A 24287-nucleotide genomic window follows, 5' to 3' on the forward strand; every position below is an offset into this window, starting at 1 on the left:
GCGCAGGACCCGCGCCAGCCGCGGGCTACGGCACACTGCCCACGTGATCACGCACACCACACCGGACCCGGGCGGCCGGCGCGCGGCAACCGCCGTCCCCCCGCGCCCCCTCGCCCACGGCAGGCGCCTCGAAGTCGGTGGGCTCGTCGTCACGTTGGCGGCCGGGGCCGTGGCCGCCGGTGACTTCTGGTGGTCGTGGTGGACCGTGGCGGCGTGGATCCTCGCGTACGCGGGTGGCGTCCTCGTCGCCTTCGCCGGCGGGGTACGCCGACATGCCGCCGGGCTCGACGAGGGCAGCCTCATGATGCGCGCGTTGCACCTGTCCGGCTGGCTGACGATCGTCCTTGGCGTCGCCATCAGCACGGTCAACCTCGCGGGCACGCTCGGCGACCCCGCGGTGCTCGGCTGGTGGACCCCGCTGGTCAACGTCATCGGCGCCGCGCTCGTCGGGGCCGGGGTCGGCGTCCTGCTCGTCGACTGGTGGGTGCGCCCGCGCGGTCGCACGGGTCCCTACCGCCCCTGGTAGTCCTGCCCCTGATCGACCTTCCCCCGAAACCCCTGCGCCGCCGGGGGTGCCCGGCCAGACTGCGCCTGTGCTCACTTCGACGACTGGCCACCGCGGCGGGTGGTACCGCGCCGACGACCTCGAGGCGTCCCCGCTCCCCCACACGAAGCGGACGGAAGCGGCGGGGATCACCGCCATCCTCCTCGCGCTGGCCATCGCCGCGGTCGCCGGGTGGTCGTGGTGGTCGCTGCTGGCGGTGCCTCTCGCCTTCGCAGGAGCCACCGCCACCCAGGTCGCGGGCACGGTGCGCAAGGCGTCGGCGCGGCGGGACCGCGGCAGCCCGGTGTGGCTCAGCGGGGGCTGGAGCGGGTGGGGCATGGTCGCCCTCGGCCTGGCCATGGGTGGGCTGGAGGTGGCGCGCGTCATCAACGGGATGGAGGACGACCAGCCGTTGTCCAGCCGCCTGCTGACGATCTGCGGCCCCCTCTTCGCGGGGCTCGGTGTCGGCATGGTCCTCGCCGCGCGCTGGATCCGCCCGCGCGCGGGTGCTCGGCCCAACGAGCCGTAGCCGCCCGCGCCGCTCCCATGGGCGACGGCGGGTCCCCGGTTCCGCACCCGAAAAGCAGGTCACCTACCCGCCCGCTGGTGGAGACTGCGCGGATGACCATCGACCCCGGCGTACGAAGCGGCCGCTACCGACCGGAGGACGTCGACGTCGCCCCGCTCCCCCGCGCGCGAGGCCTCATCGCCGCGGGAGTCGTGGCGCTCGTCCTCGGAGCGGTCTTCGTCGTGGCCGCCGGGGGGACCTGGTGGACGTGGTCCGCCTGGCCGCTCCTGCTCGCCGGGAGCCTCCTTCTCACCTTCGCCGGAAGGGTGCGTAGGCAGGCGGCGCGCCGCGTGCAGGATCAGCCCGTGCAGGTCTCCTCGCCCGCCTCAGGGTGGGGCATGGTCGCCACCGGGCTCGTCCTCGCCCTGGCCGCTCTCCTCTGGCTCGGCGAGGGCAGGCCGACGTGGCCCGTCGTGCTGGTGACCATGGCCAGCGCGACGCAGACGGGGGCCGGGGTCGGCACGGTGCTCGCCACGCGGTGGGTACGGCCACGGCCCGGCGCCTGGCCCGTCCACCGCTGACGGTCCGCCGTCGTCCGCGAGCGCCGCCGGGTCCCGTACGGCCCCCGCGAGCGCCCCGCGCCCCTAGGCTCCCCGTATGAAGATCATCATCCCGGGCGGGACCGGTCAGGTCGGCGGCATCCTGCGGCGCTCGCTCGCGGCCCGGGGCGACGACGTCGTCGTCCTCAGCCGCCGGCCGGAGCAGCTCGAGCCCGGCGTCCGGCACGCCGTGTGGGACGGCCGCACGCTGGGGCCGTGGGCGGCAGAGCTCGACGGCGCCGACGCCGTCGTCAACCTCGCGGGCCGGACGGTCAGCTGCCGGTACACCGACGCCAACCTCCGCCAGATGATGAGCTCGCGCGTGGACTCCACCCGCATCGTCGGCGAGGCGATCGCCCGCGCGGAGCGGCCCCCGGCGACCTGGCTGCAGATGAGCACCGCGACCATCTACGCCGACGCCGGCGCCCGCCCTGACGACCGGCCGCACGACGAGGCAGGCGGAATCATCGGCGGCGAGGAGCCCGATGTGCCCCTGTACTGGGAGTACAGCGTGCGCATCGCCCGGCGGTGGGAGGAGACGCAGGCGATGGCCCACACCCCGGCCACGCGCAAGGTGTCGCTGCGCACCGCCATGGTGATGACCCCCGACCGCGGCGGCGTCTTCGACTACCTCTCGTGGATGGCCCGCCTGGGGCTCGGCGGGGCGGTCGCCGGCGGCCGCCAGTACGTCTCGTGGGTCCACGGCGACGACTTCGTCCGCGCGGCGGAGTTCCTCCTCGCCCGCGCGGACCTCGATGGCCCCGTCATCGTCGCGGCCCCCGACCCGGTCGAGCAGCGGGACCTCATGCGGTCCCTGCGCACCGCCTGGGGGCGACCCTTCGCGCTGCCGGCGACCCGGCTCATGGCCGAGGTCGGCGCGTTCGCGCTGCGCACCGACACCGAGCTCCTGCTCAAGAGCCGCCGCGTCGTCCCGGGCCGGCTGCTCGACGCCGGGTTCACCTTCGCCCACCCCACGTGGGACGACGCCGCCCGCGACCTGGTCCAGCGGGCCCGCGGCGAACGACGGCGAGGCGCGCCCGCGGCGGCCTGACGACGCCGGTCCGTCAGTGCCCCGCAGGCTGCCAGCGGCGCACGTTCTCGAGGTGCTCCTCCGTGATCGGCAGGTCGACCGGGAGCTGCTGGTCGCGCAGGACGAGCACAAGGAACGTCTTCTTCCCCCGCACGATGCTCGGGCGGACCTCGACGACGTCGTCCCACCGGTACGTCGTCGTGCCACGCGGCCCCACCAGGTGCAGCCCGGCGCGGTCGGCGCGGACCCGGAGGGCGAGGTGCAGCCCCGCCAACATCAGGCACACGACGCCATTCGCGCCCTGCAGGAGCGGCGTCACGAGGTCCCAGCCGCTCCTGACCCCGGCGACGGCGGCCCCGCCGCCCGCTGCGGACAGCAGGAGGGCACCCAGGATGCTGAACCCGATCGCCCACTGGCGCCGTCGCGCGGGGAACCAGGTCTGCGACGTCGGCTCCTCCGTCGACTGCGGAGCCGCTCCCCCGGGCCGCCGGTCCTCCTCGTCGCTGAGCATGGAGCGTCCCCGGGCTCAGAGCCCGGAGCCCATGACGGCGCAGCCGCCGAGGACGACGGCGGAGAGGGCCAGGGCGGCCGGTGCCTTGCGCATGTGTCATCGACCCCTGTCGCGGTGTGATGCGGGCAGCCTAGGGGCGCCGAACCGGTCTCCGGGGCCGAATGCAACGCCACCTCGAGACGGCCATTCCCCCAGAGGTGGGTGCCGAAGCCCGGTGTTACGTTGCTCGTCCCGGGCCGCTCACCGGCCGACGCCGGGCCGAACCCGACGCCCGCCCGGGCCACCCACTCGCCGCACGGGAGGACCACCATGCGCGGAGTCGTCATGCACGCACCGGGCGACGTGCGCGTCGAGGAGCGCGAGGACCCCACGATCCTCGAGCCCACCGACGCCGTCATCCGGCTGAGCGCCACCTGCATCTGCGGGTCCGACCTGTGGCCCTACCGCGGGATCGAGGCGGTGACGCGCCCGAGCCCCATGGGCCACGAGTACGTCGGCGTCGTCGAGCAGGTCGGGGACGCCGTGCGCACCGTGAAGGCCGGGGACTTCGTCGTCGGCTCGTTCGTCGCCTCCGACAACACCTGCGAGATCTGCCGGGCCGGCTACCAGAGCCGCTGCGTGCACTCGGTGATGATGGGCGGGATCGGCAGCCAGGCCGAGCTGCTGCGCGTCCCGCTCGCGGACGGCACCCTCGTGGCCACGCCCCGGACGCCCACCGACGCGGAGCTGCCGAGCCTGCTCGCCGCCTCGGACGTCCTCGGGACCGGCTGGTTCGCCGCCGTCGCGGCGGAGGCCGGCCCGGGCAAGACGGTGGCGGTCGTCGGTGACGGCGCCGTCGGGCTCCTCGGCGTCTTCGCCGCAAAGCACCTCGGCGCCGAGCGGATCATCGCCATGAGCCGCCACCCCAGCCGCCAGGAGCTCGCCCGCCGGTTCGGCGCCACGGACATCGTCACCGAGCGCGGCGCCGCGGGCGTGGCCGCGGTCAAGGAGCTCACCGGCGGCCTCGGCGCGCACAGCGTCATCGAGGCCGTGGGCACCCAGGAGTCGATGATGCAGGCCATCCGCTCCACCCGCCCCGGTGGCCACGTCGGCTACGTGGGCGTGGCGCACGACGTCGAGCTCCCCGGCCCGGAGCTCTTCTTCGCCGAGGTCCACCTGCTGGGTGGGCCCGCACCGGTCCGGCGGTTCCTCCCGGAGCTCATCGACCTCATCATGGCCGGCGACCTCGAGCCCGGCGCCGTCTTCGACCTCACCCTCCCGCTCGAGCAGGCCGCCGAGGGCTACCGGGCCATGGACGAGCGCCGCGCGACCAAGGTGCTCCTCACGTTCTGACCGTCCCTCCGCCCCGGCGCCTGATCAAGAAGTCCGCCGGGACGGGCGCGTCGCGCCCCCGCTCCCGCGCGGGTACGGCACGATCGGCGCGAACCGAGGAGGCACAGATGCGGGCAAAGCAACGCAGGACGGCACGGACGGACGCCGCGGGGGTCGCGGGGCCGGCCGCCCGCGCCACGACGTCGGAGCGCACCACGACGTCGGAGCGCAGCACGGCGTCGGAGCGCAGCACGGCGGCGGGGCGCAGCACGGCGGCGGGGCGCGCCACAGGCTCGCCGGCCCGCCCGGCCGGTCCCGGCTCCCCCGGGGAGGGCGCGCGGGTCCCAGGGAGGACCACCCGCGTGCTGCTCGACCCCGGGAACGTGTGGCGCATCGGCCTCGTGGTCATCGCACTCATCGTCCTCGTCATCGTGGCCCAGTTCGTACTGGAGCGGGGCAGCTCGCTGATTTTCATCGTCGTCATGGCCTGGTTCGCCTCGCTGGCGATGGAGCCGGCCGTCGCCTGGCTCGCCCGGCGCATGCCCCGCGGCGCGGCCACCGGCCTCACGTTCGCCGGGATCGTCCTCTTCCTCGCCGTCTTCTTCGCCCTGTTCGGCCAGCTCATCGTCGAGCAGGTGACTAACCTCGTGCAGAGCGCCCCCGAGGCGGCCCGCAGCCTGCTCGACTGGGTCAACCAGCGCTTCGGCACCAGCTACAGCTTCGAGGACCTCACGCGCAACCTCGACCTCTCGTCCGAGCGCCTCGCCGGCGTGGCCGGCGAGCTCGCCGGTGGGCTGTTCTCCATCATCGGTTCCATCGCCGGCGGCGTCGCGAGCTTCTTCATGTTCGCCCTGCTCCTGTTCTACCTGTCCGCCGACGGCCCGCGCCTGCGTCGCTGGATCGCCTCGCTCTTCCCGCCCCGGATCCAGAAGACCACCGTCGTGGTGTGGGACACGACGGCGGAGAAGACGGGCCGGTACGTCGTCGCCCGGCTCACGCTCGCCGCCGTCAACGCCACCGCCAGCGCCCTCGTCTTCCTCGCCATCGGCCTGCCGTCGTGGCTGGCGCTGGGGCTGTGGACCGGCCTCGTTGCCCAGTTCGTCCCGGCCATCGGCACGTACATCTCCATCGTCCTGCCGACCCTCGTCGGTCTGCTCAGCCCCAACCCCTGGCTGGGCGTCATCGTCGTCGGGTGGGCCGTCCTCTACCAGCAGGTGGAGAACCTCACCATCGAGCCGCGGATCAGCGCCCGCGCCGTCAACGTCCACCCGGCGGTGAGCTTCTCCTCGGTCATCCTCGGCACCGCGATGTTCGGCATCGCCGGGGCGCTGCTCGCCATCCCGGTGGTCGCCATGCTCCTCGCGCTCCTCGACCTGTACCGCACCCGGTACGACCTGCTGCCCGAGCTCACCGAGGAGACTCCGCCCGGGAAGCCGGCGGGCGCGAAGCCGGACCCCGCGGAGCCGGCGCCCGCGACGTAGCCCCTAGGCGAAGAGGATGCGCCCGGCCGCGGCGCGACCGGGGGGCGTGCGCAGCCCGGCGAACGCGCCGGTGGCGACGGCCGTCCCGCGCACCCCGGCCAGCGCCCGCCGCATCGCGAGCCGGCTGCGGAAGCGGGACCGCAGGGCGGCGCCGTCGTAGCGCGCGAGGGCGGAGCGTCGCCCGCTGCGCAGCGCCTCGTCGAGGACGTCGACGGCGTGCGCGGACAGCCGCAGGCACGGGTCGAGCCCGCCCGCGGTGAGCGGGGAGACGGCCCCGGCGGCGTCCCCCACCAGGAGCCCGTAGGGGCCGGCGATGCGGCGCAGCACCCCGCCCACCGGGATGGGTCCCCCGCGCCGCTCGACGTGCCGCGGGCGCTCGGTCCCGGCCAGGCCCGGCGCGACGGCGGCGAACCGCCCCAGCGTCTGGCGCACCCCGGCGGTGAAGCGCTGCGGGTAGCCGGCGACGCCGACGTGGGCGTGCTGCCCGTCGTTGACCACCCAGGCGAGGTACCCGGGGGCGAGCGACGGGTCGACGACGCAGTGGAACGTCGGCTCCCCGCCCGGGGCGACCGGGTAGACGTCCTCCGCCCCGACCAGGAGGCGGGTGTTGCGGTCGAGGCCGAGGTCGCGGGCCACCCGCGACCGGGCGCCGTCGGCGCCGACGAGGAAGCGGGCCGTCACCGCCGTCACGCCCCGTGGGCCGCCGCCCGGGCCGCCCGGGCCGCCGAGCAGCACCGCGCCGCCCTCGCGGCCGAGGTACCGGGTTCCCAGCGCCAGCCGGACGCCGGCGGCCCGGGCCTCCTCGGCCGCCCACGCGTACAGCCCCGCCATGTCCGCCACCCGAAACTCGTCGCGGCGGCTCACCAGCGTCACCGGCCGGCGCAGCCCCGGCGGGTACAGCACCACCCGCCGGATCGGCGGACCGAGGAGCGCGGCCGGCAAGGCGAAGTCCTCGAGCGTGCGCCGCACGAAGATCCCGGTGGTGCGGATCGCGCCGGTGAGGACCGGGCGCCGGTCGACGAGGAGGACATCGTGCCCCCGCCGGCCCAGCTCGGCCGCCGTGTACAGCCCGGCCAGCCCGGCCCCCACCACCACCACGTCGACGTCCATGCGGCGACCGTAGGGCGGCGCCTCGCGTCCCGGGGCGGGCGCGGCAGGACCCTCACACCATCAGCACAGGTCCCGCACACGACGGGCCCACCGCCTCACGCCGGGGCCAGCTCCAGCTCGTAGGCGTCCCCCACCCGCTGGAAGCCGATCTTGGGGTAGTAGGGCTCGACGGTGCCCGGCGCGGTCACCACGCGGCGGTACCCCGCCTTCGGCAGGACGCCGCTACGGCGGAAGACGAACTCCCCGGGCGTGAAGTCGCGGTAGCGCTCGGTGACGTAGTCGAGCTCGATCTGGGCGACGCGGTCGCCCGCGTCGCGGAGGATGACGTACCCGACGGTCTCGTCACCGGTGACGACGAGGTACGCCTGCGAGCCCGGGGGCACCCCGTGGAACCCCGGGTGGTAGGTGGCGATGTCCGCGCGGTGCACCTCGAGGAGGTGCGCGAGGTACCCGCCGTCGGCCTCGGTCTCGATGACGTCGTAGGTGCGGTCGGAGTGCCGGTAGCGCAGCAGCCGCGTGAGATTGATCACCTGGACGGCCGCGAGGACCACGTTGAGGGCCACGACGGGCCACACCCCGAGCACCCCGTTGTAGAAGACTTGCACGACGCATCCGATGAGGTTGTACACCCGCAGCCGCACGATTCGCTGCTGCATCATCGACCACACGACGATGGCGGAACCCAGCCATCCCACCACTTCGAGGGCTGTCTGCATGCCCGGATCGAGGTCGAGCATCGCGCGCCTCCGCGTCGTCGCGTCCGGCCTGCGAGGACCGGTGGCGGCCCATGCTACGGACCTCCCGCCGCCGTGGCGTCGCAGCGCGCGAACGATCATCCAATGAGAACCTATCGCCCATGCAGATCTGGCCTGGACGTCCCTACCCGCTTGGCGCCACCTTCGACGGCACCGGCACCAACTTCGCCCTCTTCTCCAGCGTCGCCGAGCAGGTAGAGCTCTGCCTCCTGGACGACGACGGGACCGAGAAGCGCATCGCCTTCACCGAGGTCGACGGGCACGTCTGGCACGGCTACCTGCCTGGCGTGCAGCCGGGCCAGCGCTACGGGTTCCGCGTGCACGGGCCCTTCGACCCCTCGCAGGGCCTGCGGTGCGACCCGAGCAAGCTCCTCCTCGACCCGTACGCCAAGGCCATCGACGGTCAGGTTGACGGTGACCCGTCGCTCTACTCCTACCGCTTCGACGACCCCTCGCAGCGCAACGAGGACGACTCGGCCCCGCACACGATGACCTCCGTCGTCATCAACCCCTTCTTCGACTGGGGCCACGACCGGCCGCCGGCCCACGAGTACCACGACAGCGTCATCTACGAGGCACACGTCAAGGGCCTCACCCAGCTCCACCCCAGCGTGCCCGAGGAGTACCGGGGGACGTACCTGGGCATCGCCGACCCGGCGGTCATCGAGCACCTCACCCAGCTCGGGGTCACCGCCATCGAGCTCATGCCGGTCCACCAGTTCGTCAACGACCCCCACCTGCAGGAGAAGGGGCTGAGCAACTACTGGGGCTACAACACCATCGGCTTCTTCGCGCCGCACAACGCCTACTCGGCCTACGGCACCCGCGGGGAGCAGGTGCAGGAGTTCAAGCAGATGGTCAAGGCCCTGCACGAGGCGGGCATCGAGGTCATCCTCGACGTCGTCTACAACCACACCGCCGAGGGCAACCACCTCGGACCCACGCTGTCCTTCCGGGGCATCGACAACGGCTCGTACTACCGCCTCGTCGACGAGGACCCGGTCCACTACTTCGACACCACGGGCACGGGCAACTCGCTGCTCATGCGCTCGCCCCACACGCTGCAGATGATCATGGACTCGCTGCGCTACTGGGTCGAGGAGATGCACGTCGACGGGTTCCGCTTCGACCTCGCCTCGACCCTCGCCCGCGAGCTGCACGAGGTCGACCGGCTCTCGGCCTTCTTCGACATCATCCAGCAGGACCCGGTCATCTCCCAGGTCAAGCTCATCGCCGAGCCCTGGGACCTCGGCGAGGGCGGCTACCAGGTGGGCGGGTTCCCGCCCCTGTGGACCGAGTGGAACGGCCGCTACCGCGACACGGTGCGCGACTACTGGCGCGGCGAGCCGTCGACGCTCGCGGAGTTCGCCAGCCGCATCACCGGCTCCTCCGACCTCTACGAGCACTCGGGCCGACGCCCCGTCGCCTCCATCAACTTCGTCACCGCGCACGACGGCTTCACCCTGCGCGACCTCGTCACGTACAACGAGAAGCACAACGAGGCGAACGGCGAGGACAACAACGACGGCGAGTCCCACAACCGCTCGTGGAACGGCGGCGAGGAGGGGCCGACCGACAACGAGGAGGTGCGGCAGGTACGCGCCCGCCAGCAGCGCAACTTCCTCGCCACGCTGCTGTTCTCCCAGGGCGTGCCGATGATCGCCCACGGCGACGAGCTCGGGCGCACCCAGCAGGGCAACAACAACGTCTACTGCCAGGACAACGAGCTCTCGTGGGTGGACTGGGACCTCGACGAGGAGCGCACCGCGCTGCTCGACTTCACCCGCCGGCTCGTGCGGCTGCGCGCGGACCACCCCGTGTTCCGCCGCCGCCGGTTCTTCGCCGGTGTGCCGGCGCACGGCGGGGAGTCCGAGATCGGCGAGATCGCTTGGTTCTCCCCCAGCGGCGAGCACATGCGCGACGAGGAGTGGAACAGCTCCTACGCCCGCTCGATCATGGTCTTCCTCAACGGCCAGGCGATCCCCGAGCCGGACGGGCGGGGCGCGCGGATCGTCGACGACTCCTTCCTCGTGCTGCTCAACGCCGACGCGGGGCCGGTGGAGTTCACCATTCCCGAGGCCCAGTACGCGACCCACTGGCTCGCGCTCCTCGACACCAACTCCACCGTGCAGCCCGGCGACGAGTTCACCCCCGGGGACACCATCACCGTGACCGGCCGGAGCGTCATCTTCCTCATCGCCCCCCTGGAGGAGCCCTCGTGAGCCTGCCCCGCGCCGAGTCGGCCTCCAGCGCCCACCTGCCCGCGGCGGGCAAGCGCCTGCCGGTGAGCACCTACCGTCTCCAGCTCGGGCCGGACCTCACCTTCGCCCAGGCCGAGGCGGCGGTGCCCTACCTCGCCGACCTCGGCGTGAGCGAGCTCTACCTCTCCCCCATCCTCCAGGCGGCACCCGGGTCGACCCACGGCTACGACGTCGTCGACCACGACCGCATCTCCGACGTCATGGGGGGCCGGGAGGCCTTCGAGCAGCTGAGCCGCACGGCGCACGCCGCCGGGCTCGGCGTCGTCGTCGACGTGGTCCCCAACCACATGGCCGTGCCCACCCCCGCGTGGCACAACCGGGCCCTGTGGTCCGTGCTCAAGCACGGGCCCGCGTCGCCGTACGCGCCGTGGTTCGACGTCGAGCTCGACGACGACCGTTCCGGCATCCTCATGCCGGTCCTCGGCCAGCGCATCGGCGCGGTCCTCGCCGCCGGCGAGCTGGTCCTCGACCGGGCCGTCATCCCCACCGAGCCCGAGCTCGGCGAGCAGGCGGTCCTGCGCTACTTCGACCACATCTTCCCGGTCCGCCCGGAGACCGAGCAGCTGCCGCTCGCCGAGCTCGTCGAGCGCCAGTTCTACCGCCTGTCGTACTGGCGGGTGGCCGACGAGGAGCTCAACTACCGCCGGTTCTTCGACGTCGGCACCCTCGCCGCCATCCGGGTGGAGGACCCCGAGGTCTTCGACGCCTCGCACGCCCTCCTCCTCGACCTCATGCGCGCCGGGCACATCGACGCGTTCCGCATCGACCACCCGGACGGCCTCGCGGACCCCCGCGGGTACTTCCAGCGCCTGTCGGAGGCGACCGGCGGGGCGTGGGTGGCGGCGGAGAAGATCCTCGAGGGCGAGGAGGAGCTGCCCGCTGACTGGCCCGTTGCCGGCACCACCGGGTACGACGCCGCGTGGCGCATCCAGGCCTTGCTCACCGACCCCGCCGGGGCCGTCGGGCTCGGCTCGCTCATGCAGCAGCTCACCGGAGACGCCCCCGGCGACCTCCCCGCGCTCGTCGAGACCTCCAAGCGGCAGATCGTCGCCACCTCGCTGTACGCCGAGGTGCACCGCCTCACGACCATCCTCTCCGAGCTGTGCGAGGGGGACGTGCGTCTGCGCGACCACACCTTCCGCTCGCTGCAGGACTGCGTCGTGGAGCTGCTCGTCGCCTTCGACCGGTACCGCGCGTACGTCGTGCCCGGCGAGCACCCGCCGGCGACGAGCGAGCGGGCCGTGCTCGAGGTCGCGGAGGTCGCGCGCGGCCGCCTCGAGCCGGACCGGCACGACACGCTCGACGTCGTCGTCGACCTCATCCTCGGGCGCGAGGTCGGCAGCGCCGGGCGCACCCGCGAGGCGCGCCGCGACGAGCTCGTCGTGCGCTTCCAGCAGACGTGCGGCGCCGTCATGGCCAAGGGCGTCGAGGACACCGCCTACTACCGGTGGACCCACCTCGTCAGCCTCTGCGAGGTCGGCTCCTCCCCCGACCACTTCTCCATCAGCCCGGACGAGCTCCACGGCTGGGTCGCGGGCATCACCGCCTCGCACCCCGCGACGATGAGCGCCGGCTCCACCCACGACACCAAGCGGGGCGAGGACGTGCGCTCCCGGCTCGGCGTGCTCTCCGAGCTCCCCGGGCCGTGGACGGCGCTCGTCACCGCCCTGCGGGAGGCCACCGAGCCGATCCGGCCGGCCGACCTCGACGGCCGCACGGAGAACCTCCTGTGGCAGACCCTCGCCGGCACGTGGACCGCCGAGGGACCGATCAGCGCGGAGCGGCTCACCCAGTACCTCACCAAGGCGGTGCGTGAGCAGAAGTCGTGGACCACGTGGACCGACCCGGCCACCACGCGCGAGGAGGAGCTCCTCGCCTACGCGACGGCGCTGCTCACCCACCCCGACGTCGTCGCCGCGTTCGAGCAGTGGGTCGCCCAGACCGACCGCCACGTCCGCGCCGCCGTGCTCGGGGCCAAGCTCGCCCAGCTCACGCTCGTGGGTGTGGCCGACGTCTACCAGGGCAGCGAGATCACCCAGACCTCGCTCGTCGACCCGGACAACCGCCGGCCGGTGGACTTCGCGGGCCTGCACGCCCGGCTGGGTCGCCTCGACGCCGGTCAGGGCCCGGGTGACCTCGACGAGACCAAGCTCGCCCTCACCGCGGCCACCCTCCGCCTCCGGCGGCGCCACCCGGACGCCTTCGTGGGCCCGGACGCGCGGTACGCGCCCCTGCCCACCTCGACCGGCCACGCCGTCGCCTACGCCCGCTCGGACTCCGGCGGCCCCCGGGCCGTCGCCCTCCTCACCCGGCTCAGCGTCGGCCTGGACGCCCTCGGCGGCTTCGGGGAGAGCACCGTCGTCCTGCCCGAGGGACGCTGGCGCGACACCCTCACCGGCACTGTCGTCGACGGCGGCACCCAGCGCCTGGCCGACCTCCTCTCCCGCCACCCCGTCGCCCTCCTGGAGATTGCGTGACCACCACCGCCACGGCCCACCGACCGGACCAGAGCGGCACCGCGCCCCTGCGCGTCTGGGCGCCCGCCGCCCGCACCGTCGAGCTCGACGTCGCCGGTGAGCGCACGCCCATGCGCGCCGAGGACGGCGGTTGGTGGGCCTCGGCGCCCGTCGCCGCCGGCACCGACTACGCCTTCCGGCTCGACGGCGGCGACCCGCGCCCCGACCCGCGCAGCCCCTGGCAGCCGGCTGGCGTCCACGGCCCCTCGCGCGCCTTCGACCCCACCGAGCACGCGTGGTCCGACGGCGACTGGGCCGGCCGGTCCTCGCTCGGGGCGGTCATCTACGAGCTCCACGTGGGCACGTTCACTCCCGAGGGGACGCTCGACGCCGCGGTGGAGCGCCTCGACCACCTCGCCGCCCTCGGCGTCGACATGGTCGAGCTCATGCCCGTCGCCGCGTTCCCCGGGCAGCGCGGCTGGGGGTACGACGGCGTGGCCCTGTACGCGGTGCACGAGGCCTACGGCGGCCCGGCGGCGCTCCAGCGCTTCGTCGACGCCGCCCACGCCCGCGGCCTCGCCGTGTGCCTCGACGTCGTCTACAACCACCTCGGCCCCTCGGGCAACTACCTCGGCGAGTTCGGGCCGTACTTCACCGACCGCCACGAGACCCCCTGGGGCGCAGCGGTCAACCTCGACGGGCCGGACGCCGGCCCCGTCCGGGCGTTCATCGTCGACAACGCGCTGCGGTGGATGCGCGACTTCCACATCGACGCCCTGCGCCTGGACGCCGTCCACGCCCTCATCGACGACTCGGAGCGGCACATCCTCGCCGAGCTCTCCGACGCCGTCGCCGCCCTCGAGGCGAGCGTGGGCCGGCCGCTGTCGCTCATCGCCGAGTCCGACCTCAACGACGCCGTCATGATCACCCCGACCGACCAGGGCGGCCGCGGGATGACGGCCCAGTGGGACGACGACGTGCACCACGCGCTGCACGCGTTCCTCACCGGGGAGCGCCACGGCTACTACGTGAGCTTCGGGCCGGCGCAGGTGCTCCGCAAGGCGCTCACCGACGTCTTCGTCCACGACGGGGAGTTCTCCGAGTTCCGCGACCAGGTCTGGGGCTCGCCCGTCCCGGCGGACGTCGACACCCGCCGGTTCGTCGTCTTCGCCTCCGACCACGACCAGGTGGGCAACCGCGCCGTCGGTGACCGGCCCACCCGCGTCCTCGACGGCGGCCAGCTGGCGATCTCGGCCGCCGTCGTCCTCCTCGGCCCGTACACGCCCATGCTCTTCATGGGCGAGGAGTGGGGCGCGCGCACGCCCTTCCAGTACTTCACCGACCACACCGAGCCCGAGCTGGGCGCCGCGGTGAGCGAGGGCCGCGCCCGCGAGTTCGGCTCGCACGGCTGGGCCGAGCTCTACGGCGGCGAGATCGAGGTGCCCGACCCCCAGGCGCTCGTGACGTTCGAGGAGAGCCGCCTGGACTGGGCGGAGCCGGACTCCCCCGACCACGCCCGCCTGCTCACCTGGTACCGCGACCTCGTCGCCCTGCGCCGCGCCGAGCCCGACGTCGACTCGGGCCGCCGCGCCGCCGTCGACGTCGCCGAGGACGAGTCGTGGCTGGTCATGGACCGCGGGTCGCTCGCCGTCGTCGTCAACGCCTCCGACGCCCCGCAGGACGTGCCCGTCCCGCGCGAGGCGACCGAGGTGCTGCTCGCCTGGGAGCCGGCCACGGCCGGCGGCCGCACGGTGCGCCTGCCCGGGCACGGCGTCGCCATCGTCCGCCTGGCCTGACCTCCCTGGTGCGGCGCGGGCTCCGGCCCGCGCCGCATCAGTAGTAGCAGGCCAGCGGCCCGTTGGGCCCCGGGACGACGGTGACCGGGGTGTCGAACACGCGGGTGAGGACCTCGTCGGTCATGATCTCGGCCGGCGGACCGAACTCGACGACCCGCCCGTCCTTGACGGCGCAGATGTGGTCCGCGTAGTGCCCGGCGAAGTTGATGTCGTGCAGCACGATGACGATGGTCCGCCCGAGCTCCGCCGCGGCGCGGCGCAGGTGCTTCATCATCTCCACGGAGTGCTTCATGTCGAGGTTGTTGAGCGGCTCGTCGAGCAGGACGTACTCGGTGGCCTGGGACAGCACCATCGCCACGTACGCGCGCTGGCGCTGGCCGCCGGAGAGCTCGTCGAGGTAGCGGTGCTCGAGCTCGCGGAGCTGGAGGAAGTCGATCGCCTCGCTGATGATCGCCTCGTCGTCCTTGGTGAGCCGTCCCTTGGAGTGCGGGAACCGCCCGAAGCCGACGAGCTGGCGGACCGTGAGCCGCGTGATGAAGTGGTTCTCCTGGCGCAGGATCGACAGCACCTTGGCGAGGTCGCCCGACTTCGTGCTCGAGACGTCGTACCCCGCGACCTCGATGACCCCCTCGTCGATCCCGAGCAGCCGCCCGATCATCGTGAGCAGCGTCGACTTCCCGGCGCCGTTCGGGCCGATGAGCGCCGTGACGCCGCAGGCGGGGATCTCGAGGTCGACCGGGCCGATCGTCACCTCGTCGGAGTAGTCCTTGCGAACCTTGCTCAGGGTGATCACAGGCGGCCCTTCCGGAGGACGACGAGGAGGAAGACGGAGCCGCCCACGAGCTCGATGATGATCGAGACGACGCCCTGCGCGTAGAAGACGTGCTTCATGACGAAGTAGGCGCCCGCGAGGACGACGAAGCCGAGGAGGGCCGCCACCGGGAACACCCGGCGGTGGTCGTAGGTGTCGGCCAGCTGGTAGGCGAGGGTGGCGACGAGGAAGCCCAGGAAGGTCATCGGCCCCACGAGCGCCGTCGAGACCGCCATGAGGATCGAGACGAGGAGGAGCACCTTCATCACCTCGGCGCGGTGCCGGATGCCGAGGTTCTGGGTGATGTCCCGCCCAAGGGCGACGACGTCGAGGCGGCGCGAGCGGGCCAGCAGCAGCCCGCCGGCCACGAGGACCAGCGGGATGGCGACGGGCAGGTACTCGGCGTCCGCGTTCGCCATCGAGCCGAACATGCGCGCCGAGAGGACGTCGAACTCGCTCGGGGACAGCAGGCGCCGCATGAAGCTCGACACCGCTCCCAGGCCACCGCCGATGACGATGCCGACGAGCAGCATCACGTGGAGGTTGCCGTACCGCCCGGAGAGCAGCCACCCGTAGAGGGCGACCGCCAGCCCCACCATGACGGCGATCTGCAGGACGAACTGCGGCAGGCCCTGGAGGGCGACGAGGCCGGCGATCCCGAAGAAGTAGACCGAGGCGGTCTGGACCGCCACGTACAGCGACTCGAACCCCATGATCGACGGCGTGATGATCCGGTTGTTCGTCACCGTCTGGAAGGCGACGGTGGCCATCGCCTGGGAGACGGCCACGACGGCCATGACCACCACGGTGACGACGCGCATCCGGGCGATCGTCCAGAAGCCGTCGGAGCCGGCCGGCATGGGGTTGTCGACGGTGATCATGCCGACGGCGAGGCCGAGGGCGAGGACGACGAGCACGGACAGGACGATGCGGTAGCGCAGGCGGGCCCGCCGTGAGGGCAGCGGCCCCGACTCGCGGGACCGTCCGGCGTCGCCGGCGCGCACCGCCGGCACGGCCGGCGGTGCGGCCGGGGTCGCGGACGTCATGTCGGTCGCGGTGAGCGGTCCGGTCACGAGGTCCTCCCGGGGGTTCGCGGCGCCCGGGCGCGGGCGCGGCTCACGCACGGCGCCGGCGGAGCAGGAGGGCGACGAACACGACCGCGCCGACGACGCCGAGGATGAGGGACACCGGCACCTCGAACGGCATGATGATGACCCGGCCGATGAGGTCGCACACGGTGACGATGGCGATGCCGATCAGCGCGACCCACGGGAGGTTGCTCCGCAGGTCGTCTCCGCGGAACATCGAGACGATGTTCGGCACGATGAGGCCGAGGAACGGCAGGTTGCCGACGACGACGGTGACGACGCCGGTGGCGACAGCGATGAGCACCGTGCCGAGCAGGACGATGCGCTGGTAGTTGAGGCCGACGTTGGTGGCGACCTCCTCGCCCAGTCCGGCGACGGTGAACCGGTCGGCCGCGACGAAGACCGCGACGACGACCAGGGCGACGATCCACAGCGCCTCGTACTGCCCGCGCAGCACGGAGGTGAAGCTGCCGGCGAACCAGACGCCGAGCTGCTGGAGCATGTCGGTCTGGAGGGCGATGTAGGTGGAGATGGACCCCACGACGGCGCCGAGCATGATGCCGACGATGGGCACGATGAGGGAGGAGCGGAGCGAGACCCGCCGCAGGAACAGGAAGAAGACCATCGTGCCGACGAAGGCGGCGAGGACCGCGCCCCCCATGCGGGCCGTGATCGAGGCACCGGGGACGAGCACCATGACGGCGAGCAGGCCCAGGCCCGCCCACTCCGTGGTCCCCGTCGTCGTGGGCTCGACGAAGCGGTTCTGGGTGAGCAGCTGCATGACGAGGCCGCACATCGACATCGCGGCACCGGCGAGGACCAGGGCGATGGTGCGCGGGATCCGGGTGATGGCGAACATCTCGCCGCCGCCGTCGTTGCCGACGATCTCGTAGACGCCGGTGAACAGCGACAGGACCAGGAGGAGGCCCACGACGAGCACGCCGACGACGAGCATGGGGTCGAAGAGCCGGTCCGGCTTCTTGGGTACCCGGGGAGCGGTTGCTGTGGTCACGCCGGACTCCGTCATCGTCGCCGCCGTCGTGGGAAGGGCGGGACGGTCGCCGACCGTCCCGCCCTTCCTCGCCGTCATGGTCAGCTCGACGCCTCGAGCGCGTCCGCGAAGGCGGTGAAGAACTCGGTGTACGTCTGGATGCCCTCGTTCGTGTACGTGTCGGCCGGCATGTAGATGACGTTGCCCTCGCGCACCGCGGTGACGTCGGCCAGCGCCTCGGAGCCTTCGATGATCTCGCTGCCGGGCGTGTAGGCCGGGTCGTCGGCGGTGACCGCGGCGTCACGGTCCATGACGATGATCCAGTCCGGGTCGGACTGGGCGATGGCCTCGACGGAGATGTCGTCGCCCTGGTGGTCCTCGCTGCCCTCCGGCACCTCGAGGGCGGGGGTCAGCCCGACGATGTCGAACATGGGGCCGATGGTGCGCCCGGCGCCGGGGGCGACGTAGCCGATCTCGCCGCCGGAGGTGATGACGCCCATGACGGTGTCCTCGGGGTCGTACGCGGCGGTGACCCGCTCGATGGCGGCGTCGAGGTCCGCGGCGAGCGCCTCGGCCTCGGCCTGCTTGCCGAAGATCTCGCCCAGGGCCATCACCTGGCGCTTGAGCTCGGCGTCGAAGGGCTCGCCGTCGCGGGGGTCGAGGGACAGCACGGCCGCCCCGGGCGCGAGCGAGGCGAAGTCCTCGTGGAACTCGGCGAACCGCTGACCGTTGATGATGAGGTCGGGCTCGACGGCGACGACCGCCTCGAGGTTCGGCTCACGGTGGCTGCCGAGGTCGATGATGTCGTCCTGGTTGGCGAACTCCACGGTGTCGGGTGCCAGCGCCAGGGCGGCGGCCGAGAGCTCGACGCCCCAGGCGGCGAGGGTCTCGAACGTGCGGTTGTCGGTCGCGACGACGGACTGCGGCGGGAGCGCGACGGTCTGCGTGCCGTTGTTGTCCTCGATCTCGACGCTGCTCGGCGCGCTCGTCGTCGCGGTGGACCCGGCGGACCCGGTGGGCTCCTCGGCGGACTCGGCGGTGCCACCGCACCCGGCGAGGAGGAGCGCAGCGGCGGCGGTGACGGACAGCGCGGCGAAGGGGCGGCGAACGGAGGAGGTGCTCACGGGGATCCAGTCGGTAGGAAGGGCAACCTAACGAAGGGGAGCCTAACCGAGAATTACGGAACGGTCATGTAACCAAAATGGTCGTGAGGCAGCACCGCGTCCGCTCGCCGTAGGCTCGCGGCACCGACCACCTGGAGGAACCTGTGACCGAGACCGTGCTGATCCTTACCGAGGACGCCCTGGCGCCCACGGACGTCCGCCAGATCGTCGACCTGTACACCGTCGAGGAGCCGCAGTTCCAGGTCCTCGTCCCCGCGGACACCGAGCGCAACGTCCTCGTCGAGGTGATCAACCACCTCAGCCTCCTCGAGCTGCGCGAGGCGTGGGACACCGTCGTCGAGGGCGACCCGGACGACGCCGAGGCCCGCACCGAGGCCTCGGAGGCGCTGAGCCGCTCGCTCGCCGAGCTGCGGGCCGCGGGCGTGCGGGCCGACGGCGCCGTCGTCTCGGACGACCCCCTCCCGGCGCTCACCCAGGCGGTGAACACCTTCCGCGCCATGGCGGTCGTCGTGGTCACCCGTCCGCGTGCCCTCGACGACACCTTCCGCCGCGACTGGGCCTCGCGGGCCCGCGAGGCCCTGGGCGTGCCCGTCCTCCACCTCTACACGGGCTCGAGCATCGTCGGCTGAGCGCGACCCGCGGCGCGGACGGTGCCGTCCGCGCCGCCGGGGTCAGTCCTGGGCCGCCGGCCCACCGTCGGAGGGGGCAGCGGCGGGTGCGCCGGTATCGGCGGCGCCGCCGCGCCCGCGCAGCCGCCCGACCAGCCGGCGGGCGGCCCCGGGCAGCTCGCGGGCCAGGCGACGGGCGGCTCGCTTGGCGGCCAGGCCGCGCTCGAGCGCCTCGTAGCGGGCAGGCGCCACGGGCAGGTCCCACGCGGGGGCGACCTCGGTGACGTTCTTCTCGAACTTCGTCTTGAACTGGGTGAGCCCGTTGAGGCCCGGGAAGCGCTCCGAGCCGGCGCCGGCGAGGTCGTAGCGGGTGACCCCCTCGGCGGCCAGGGTGCGGATGATGTGCCAGTGGAGGAGGTCGGCGGCGTAGGCGCCGCGGGCCTCGGCGTTGGACGCCCCGACCGAGTACAGCGCCTCGCCGTCGTTGACGACGACGAGGGCCCACGCGAGCACGCGCCCCTCCCGCCGCACCACGAAGACCCGGGCGTGCTCCGCGCCGAGCGTGCGCAGCATGTCGAGGTAGCGCCGGGCCGGGTGCGGGCCGAAGCCTTCCCGGGCACCGGTCTCGACGAGCACGTCGTAGAGCTCGGCGAACGCCGCCTCGTCCAGGCCCGTCTCCTCCGCCACGGCGAGCGAGTCGTCCTTGAGCGCCTTGCGGATGGCGCGCCGCCCCTGCTGCTTCATGGCGGCGAAGATGTCCTCCTCCTCGCGGGCGAGGTCGACGACCACCGTGCGGTCGTAGGTGATGCCCTGGAGGACGTCGCGCAGGTCGTCGGCGGCGTGGTGCGCGTGGAGCCGGACGAACGCCACGCGCGGCGCGGCGCGGCGCAGGGCCGCGACGAGCCGCTCCCGCAGCGCGCGCTCGAGCTCCGGCGTCGGCTCCGTCAGCCACACGGGGCCGTTCTTCGCCCAGAGGTAGCGCACGCCGGCGGGGCCGTCGACCTGGGTGAGGGAGAGGACGGCGACCACCTCGCCGCCTGCCTGGAACGCCAGGCGGCCCCAGTGCTCGCGGCCGGGGACCACCTCGTCGAAGTCCGCCCACACGAGCGCCTGCTCGATGGGCAGGGCCGTGCCCGCGGCCAGGCGGGTGTAGGTCTCGTCGTCGACCGGCGCCAGCGCCGTGCCTGCCATGTTCTCGCTCATGCCTGCTCCCCCGCGTTCTCGTCTGCCGCTGCCGTCGTCGCCGCGTCCGGCCGTCGCGCGGCCCCGAGCGCCCGCCGGGCCGCGCCGAGCGCGCCGCGCGCGGTGGGCACGGCCTCGCGGACCGCGCGCACCCCGGCCCGCTTGAGCGCCAGCGCGCGGGTGAGCGCGGCGTAGCGCAGCGGGCGGACGGCGACGTCCCAGGCGCCGTCGACCGCGGTGACCTCCGGGGTGAACTTGGTCTTCATCGTCGTCAGCGACTCCAGCGACGGCGCCCGGTCGGAGCCGATCCCCATGAAGTCGAAGGTCCGCACACCCTCGTCGCGCAGCGTGCGGATGATCTCCCAGTAGAGCTGGGTGGCGGCGTCGGAGGCGCGGCCGGCGGCGGAGCTCGCCGCGTAGTAGGCGGTGGCGGCGGCGTCGTGGACGGTGACGATGACCCACGACTCGATGGCGCCGTCGTGCCGCCCGACGAAGACCCGGGCGGCGCCCGGCCCGAGCGCGTCGAGCATCGTCGTGTAGACGCTCGCCGGGTGGATGCCGAACCCGTCGCGCTCCGCGGTCTCCTGCAGGACGGCGTAGAGCTCGGCGAAGTCGTCGGCCGTCAGGCCGGTCTCCTCGCGCACCTCGACGGGGTGCTCGCGCTGGCCCTTGCGCAGGTCCCGGCGGCCGCGCTTCTTCATTCCGGCGAGGAGGTCGTCGTCGGAACGGCTGTCGAGGTGGACGACGACGGTGCGGTCGTAGGTCACCGACTGGAGGAGCTCGTGGAGGTCGTCCGCGCCGTGCCGGGCGTGCAGCCGGACGAACGCGATCCCGGGGTCGACGGCGCGCACCCCGGCGACGAGGACGGTCCGCAACGCGCGCTCGAGCTCGGCGGTCGGCTCGCACATCCAGACCGGGCCGTGCTTGGCCCACAGGTACCGGAACCCGCGCCCGCGGTACTCGGAGAGCGCGATGACCGCGGCCGGACGGCCGTCCACCTCGAAGGCGAACCGCTTCCACGGCCGGCGGCCGGGCATCGCCCGGTCGTAGGCGTCCCACACGAGGGACTGCTCCACGGGCACGACGACGTCCGCCGTCAGCGCCGCGAACTCCGTGCCGTCCAACGGTCTCAACCTGCTGCTCATCACCCGGTGCACCTTCCCTCGTCGGCCACCCACCCTACGGTGACGCCACGCCGGTGCCGCGGTCACGGCACGCAGGACGCCGGTCACGGCACGCGGGACGCGGGCTCGTCGCACGCGGGCGCCCCGCCGGGCACGGCCCGGCGGGGCGCCCGGGAGCGCGTCGGTCAGGACGTCGGGGCCGCCGTGGGGGCGGCGTCGCGCCGCTCCGCCTCCTGCGGGGCGTCGGCGGCGACGGCGGCGCGGTCGCGCCGCACCTGGTCGACGCTGATGCCGTAGTAGGCGGCCTGCATGATGTCCTTCATGTCCTCGAGCATCGGCAGGCGCGGGTTGGCGGGGGCGCACTGGTCCTCGAACGCCCGCATGCCCAGGGCGTCGAGCGCCGGGATGAACTCCGTCTCCTCGATGCCCATCTCGGCGAACGAGGACGGCATGCCGAGCTGCCGGCGCAGGTCCTCCACCGCCCGGGCGTAGGCCTCCACGCCCTCCTCGGGCGTGGCGTGGGGCAGGCCGAGGTGCGCGGCGATCTCGGCGTACCGCTCGGGCGCCACGTAGGTGCCGTACTTGGGCCAGCTGTTGAGCTTGGACGGGACCTGGCCGTTGTAGCGGATGACGTGGGGCAGGAGGACGGCGTTGGTGCGGCCGTGGACCTGGTGGTAGGTCGAGCCGACCGTGTGCGCCATGGCGTGGACGACGCCGAGGAAGGCGTTGCCGAACGCCATCCCGGCGATGGTCGAGGCGTTGTGCATGCTCTCGCGCGCCTTGCGCACGGTGCCCGGGTCGATGCCCTCGCGCGCGCCGTTCACCGAGGTGGCGATGTTCGCGAAGATCATCTTGATGGCGTGGAGCGCGAGCCCGTCGGTGAAGTCGTTGGCGTAGACGCTCACGTACGCCTCGGTGGCGTGGGTGAGGGCGTCGAAGCCGGAGTCCGCCGCGAGCGTCGCCGGCATGTCCCGGGTGAGCTCGGGGTCGATGATCGCGACCGACGGGGTGAGGGCGTAGTCCGCGAGGGGGTACTTGTAGCCCGTCTCCGGGTCGGAGATCACCGCGAACGGCGTCACCTCGGCGCCGGTGCCCGAGCTGGTGGGGATGCACACGAGCTTGGCCAGCTCGCCCAGCGCCGGGAACCGGAACGCGCGCTTGCGCACGTCGAGGTACTTCTCCCGCAGGTCCTCGAAGCGCACCTCGGGGTGCTCGTAGAGCAGCCACATCACCTTGGCCGCGTCCATCGGCGAGCCGCCGCCGAGCGCGATGATGGTGTCGGGCCGGAAGGCGCGCATGCTCTCCGCGCCCTTGCGCACCGTCCCGATGGACGGCTCCGGCTCCACGTCGTCGATGATCTGCAGGGCGACCCGCTCGGGGCGGCGGCCGAGGACGTCGAGGACCCGGTCGACGTAGCCCAGGCGGGTCATCGTGGCGTCGGTGACGATCGTCACCCGCGTGATGCCCTCCATGTCGTAGAGGTAGCGGATGGCGTGCGGCTCGAAGTAGGTCTTCGCCGGCACCTTGAACCACTGGAGGTTGTTGTTCCGCCGGGCGATGCGCTTGATGTTGATGAGGTTCACCGCCGAGACGTTGTTGGACACCGAGTTGCGGCCGTAGGAGCCGCAGCCCAGCGTGAGGGACGGGATGAAGGCGTTGTAGATGTCGCCGATGCCGCCCAGGGAGGCCGGCGCGTTGGTGATGATCCGCACCGCCTTGACCCGGGCGCCGTACCGGCGGATGAGGTCGGTGTCCGTGGCGTGGATGACGGCGGAGTGGCCGAGACCCTCGAACTCCACCATCTCCTCGGCGTAGCGGATGCCCGCCTCCGTCGACGGCGCGCGCAGGACGGCGAGGACGGGGCACAGCTTCTCCCGGGTCAGCGGCTCGTGCGGGCCGACGCCCTCGACCTCGACGAGGATGATCGAGGTGTCCTCGGGCACGGTGAAGCCGGCCTCGCGGGCGATCCATGCGGCGGACTTGCCGACGACGGCGGCGTTGAGCGTCGCGCCGGAGCAGCTCTCCTCCCCCGCCCGGACCCCGAAGATCAGCTCCTCGAGGAGGGCCTTCTCCTCGGCCGTCGCGCGGTGCGCGTGCAGGCGCTCCATGCCGGCGATCGCCCGGTCGTAGACGGCGTCGTCGAGGATGACGGCCTGCTCGGAGGCGCAGATCATGCCGTTGTCGAAGGACTTGGACAGCACGAGGTCGTTCGCCGCGCGCTCGACGTCGGCGCTGGCGTGGACGTAGGCGGGCACGTTGCCCGCCCCGACGCCCAGGGCCGGCTTCCCGCACGAGTAGGCGGCGCGGACCATGCCGTTTCCTCCGGTGGCGAGGATGAGCGAGACGCCGGGGTGGCGCATGAGCGCGTCCGTGGCGGCCATGCTCGGGCTCTCCACCCACTGGATGCAGTGCTCCGGGGCCCCGGCGGCCACCGCGGCATCGCGGACGATGCGGGCGGCGGCGACCGAGCACTCCTGGGCGCCGGGGTGGAAGGCGAAGATGATGGGGTTGCGGGTCTTGAGGCAGATGAGCGCCTTGAAGATGGCGGTGGAGGTGGGGTTCGTCACCGGCGTGACGCCGGCGACGACGCCCACGGGCTCGGCGATCTCGACGATGCCGGCGAGCTCGTCCTCCCCCACCACGCCGACCGTGCGCATCCCCCGCATGGAGTGCGTGACGTGCTCGCACGCGAAGATGTTCTTCGTCGCCTTGTCCTCGAAGACCCCGCGGCCGGTCTCGGCGACCGCCTTCCGGGCGAGGCCGCCGTGCTCGTTGAGGGCCGCCACCGACGCCTTCTTGACGATCCGGTCGACGTCCTCCTGCGTGAGGGACTGGTACTGGTCGAGCGCGGCGAGGCCCCGCTCGACGAGCTGGTCGATGCTGGCGATGTCCACTGTCGCTCCCGGTGTCGGTCGTTCGGCGTAGACACCAGCATCACCCCCGCCGGGGCCCGGATCCTGAGGCTTTGGGCCTACGGCCCTAGGTCCCAGGCGCCGT

At 73.1% G+C, this 24287-nt stretch carries 20 protein-coding genes; 10 read left to right on the top strand and 10 right to left on the bottom strand.

Annotation, left to right across the window (positions count from 1 at the left end):
• Positions 1-43 precede the first annotated feature (43 nt).
• The 4 genes from EBO36_RS08205 to EBO36_RS08220 all read left to right on the top strand — a co-directional run bounded on the left by EBO36_RS08205 (position 44) and on the right by EBO36_RS08220 (position 2702).
• Positions 44-526, top strand: coding sequence for a hypothetical protein (locus EBO36_RS08205; RefSeq protein WP_122824176.1), 483 nt, complete (start codon positions 44-46; stop codon positions 524-526).
• A 67-nt stretch (positions 527-593) separates the two neighbouring features.
• Positions 594-1073 (top strand): hypothetical protein, encoded by a 480-nt coding sequence (locus EBO36_RS08210; protein ID WP_122824177.1) that lies wholly within the window; start codon positions 594-596, stop codon positions 1071-1073.
• A 92-nt stretch (positions 1074-1165) separates the two neighbouring features.
• A complete protein-coding gene (locus EBO36_RS08215) occupies positions 1166-1633 on the top strand; it encodes a hypothetical protein (RefSeq protein ID WP_122824178.1) in 468 nt (155 codons plus the stop codon).
• 76 nt (positions 1634-1709) lie between these two features.
• Positions 1710-2702, top strand: a complete 993-nt coding sequence (locus tag EBO36_RS08220; protein ID WP_122824179.1) for an epimerase — start codon at positions 1710-1712, stop codon at positions 2700-2702.
• Between the two features lie 13 nt (positions 2703-2715).
• Here EBO36_RS08220 and EBO36_RS08225 read toward each other — a convergent pair whose 3' ends face one another.
• Positions 2716-3192, bottom strand: coding sequence for a PH domain-containing protein (locus EBO36_RS08225; protein WP_122824180.1), 477 nt, complete (start codon positions 3190-3192; stop codon positions 2716-2718).
• A gap of 309 nt (positions 3193-3501) precedes the next feature.
• Between EBO36_RS08225 and EBO36_RS08230 the strand changes: the two genes are divergently transcribed.
• A complete protein-coding gene (locus tag EBO36_RS08230) occupies positions 3502-4524 on the top strand; it encodes a zinc-dependent alcohol dehydrogenase family protein (RefSeq protein WP_122824181.1) in 1023 nt (340 codons plus the stop codon).
• 107 nt (positions 4525-4631) lie between these two features.
• Positions 4632-5984: an AI-2E family transporter gene (locus EBO36_RS08235; RefSeq protein ID WP_122824182.1), complete on the top strand. Its 1353-nt coding sequence runs from the start codon at positions 4632-4634 to the stop codon at positions 5982-5984.
• 3 nt (positions 5985-5987) lie between these two features.
• On the opposite strand, the gene EBO36_RS08240 is transcribed toward EBO36_RS08235, so the two are convergent.
• Entirely contained in the window at positions 5988-7094 is a 1107-nt protein-coding gene (locus EBO36_RS08240) for an NAD(P)/FAD-dependent oxidoreductase (RefSeq protein ID WP_122824183.1), read from the bottom strand.
• Positions 7095-7189: 95 nt separating this feature from the next.
• Entirely contained in the window at positions 7190-7810 is a 621-nt protein-coding gene (locus EBO36_RS08245) for a hypothetical protein (protein ID WP_122825543.1), read from the bottom strand.
• Positions 7811-7950: 140 nt separating this feature from the next.
• Between EBO36_RS08245 and glgX the strand changes: the two genes are divergently transcribed.
• The 3 genes from glgX to treZ are packed head-to-tail and all read left to right on the top strand — an operon-like array spanning position 7951 to position 14362.
• Positions 7951-10071 carry a glycogen debranching protein GlgX gene (gene glgX / locus EBO36_RS08250; protein ID WP_122824184.1) on the top strand — a complete coding sequence of 707 codons (2121 nt, stop codon included), beginning with the start codon at positions 7951-7953 and terminating at the stop codon, positions 10069-10071.
• A gap of 2 nt (positions 10072-10073) precedes the next feature.
• Complete coding sequence (treY, locus tag EBO36_RS08255) at positions 10074-12587, top strand: malto-oligosyltrehalose synthase (RefSeq protein WP_122825544.1); 2514 nt, start codon at positions 10074-10076, stop codon at positions 12585-12587.
• The gene (treZ, locus tag EBO36_RS08260) at positions 12584-14362 is read left to right on the top strand and encodes a malto-oligosyltrehalose trehalohydrolase (protein ID WP_122824185.1); all 1779 of its coding nucleotides are present in this window, start codon (positions 12584-12586) and stop codon (positions 14360-14362) included. Before treY ends, treZ begins: the two co-directional genes overlap by 4 nt.
• 37 nt (positions 14363-14399) lie before the next feature.
• Here the strand turns inward: treZ and EBO36_RS08265 are convergent, their stop codons facing one another.
• The 4 genes from EBO36_RS08265 to EBO36_RS08280 form a co-directional block, all read right to left on the bottom strand.
• Complete coding sequence (locus tag EBO36_RS08265) at positions 14400-15155, bottom strand: iron ABC transporter ATP-binding protein (RefSeq protein ID WP_122824186.1); 756 nt, start codon at positions 15153-15155, stop codon at positions 14400-14402.
• A complete protein-coding gene (locus tag EBO36_RS08270) occupies positions 15152-16219 on the bottom strand; it encodes an iron chelate uptake ABC transporter family permease subunit (protein ID WP_122825546.1) in 1068 nt (355 codons plus the stop codon). The genes EBO36_RS08265 and EBO36_RS08270 overlap by 4 nt, the downstream gene beginning before the upstream one ends.
• 70 nt (positions 16220-16289) lie before the next feature.
• A complete protein-coding gene (locus EBO36_RS08275) occupies positions 16290-17288 on the bottom strand; it encodes an ABC transporter permease (protein ID WP_122825545.1) in 999 nt (332 codons plus the stop codon).
• A gap of 65 nt (positions 17289-17353) precedes the next feature.
• Positions 17354-18376: a siderophore ABC transporter substrate-binding protein gene (locus EBO36_RS08280; protein WP_122824187.1), complete on the bottom strand. Its 1023-nt coding sequence runs from the start codon at positions 18374-18376 to the stop codon at positions 17354-17356.
• Positions 18377-18519: 143 nt separating this feature from the next.
• Here EBO36_RS08280 and EBO36_RS08285 point away from each other — a divergent pair, with 143 nt between their 5' ends.
• On the top strand, positions 18520-19005 hold the full coding sequence (locus EBO36_RS08285; protein WP_122824188.1) for a hypothetical protein: 486 nt from the start codon (positions 18520-18522) through the stop codon (positions 19003-19005).
• A gap of 42 nt (positions 19006-19047) precedes the next feature.
• Here the strand turns inward: EBO36_RS08285 and EBO36_RS08290 are convergent, their stop codons facing one another.
• The 3 genes from EBO36_RS08290 to adhE form a co-directional block, all read right to left on the bottom strand.
• On the bottom strand, positions 19048-20187 hold the full coding sequence (locus EBO36_RS08290) for a lipid II:glycine glycyltransferase FemX (protein ID WP_122824189.1): 1140 nt from the start codon (positions 20185-20187) through the stop codon (positions 19048-19050).
• Positions 20184-21311 carry a lipid II:glycine glycyltransferase FemX gene (locus EBO36_RS08295; protein ID WP_244925412.1) on the bottom strand — a complete coding sequence of 376 codons (1128 nt, stop codon included), beginning with the start codon at positions 21309-21311 and terminating at the stop codon, positions 20184-20186. Before EBO36_RS08295 ends, EBO36_RS08290 begins: the two co-directional genes overlap by 4 nt.
• Before the next feature lie 164 nt (positions 21312-21475).
• Positions 21476-24184: a bifunctional acetaldehyde-CoA/alcohol dehydrogenase gene (gene adhE / locus EBO36_RS08300; RefSeq protein WP_187695806.1), complete on the bottom strand. Its 2709-nt coding sequence runs from the start codon at positions 24182-24184 to the stop codon at positions 21476-21478.
• Between the last annotated feature and the right edge of the window lie 103 nt (positions 24185-24287).

The organism is Georgenia faecalis (assembly GCF_003710105.1).
GTDB classification, from domain to species: Bacteria; Actinomycetota; Actinomycetes; order Actinomycetales; family Actinomycetaceae; genus Georgenia_A; species Georgenia_A faecalis.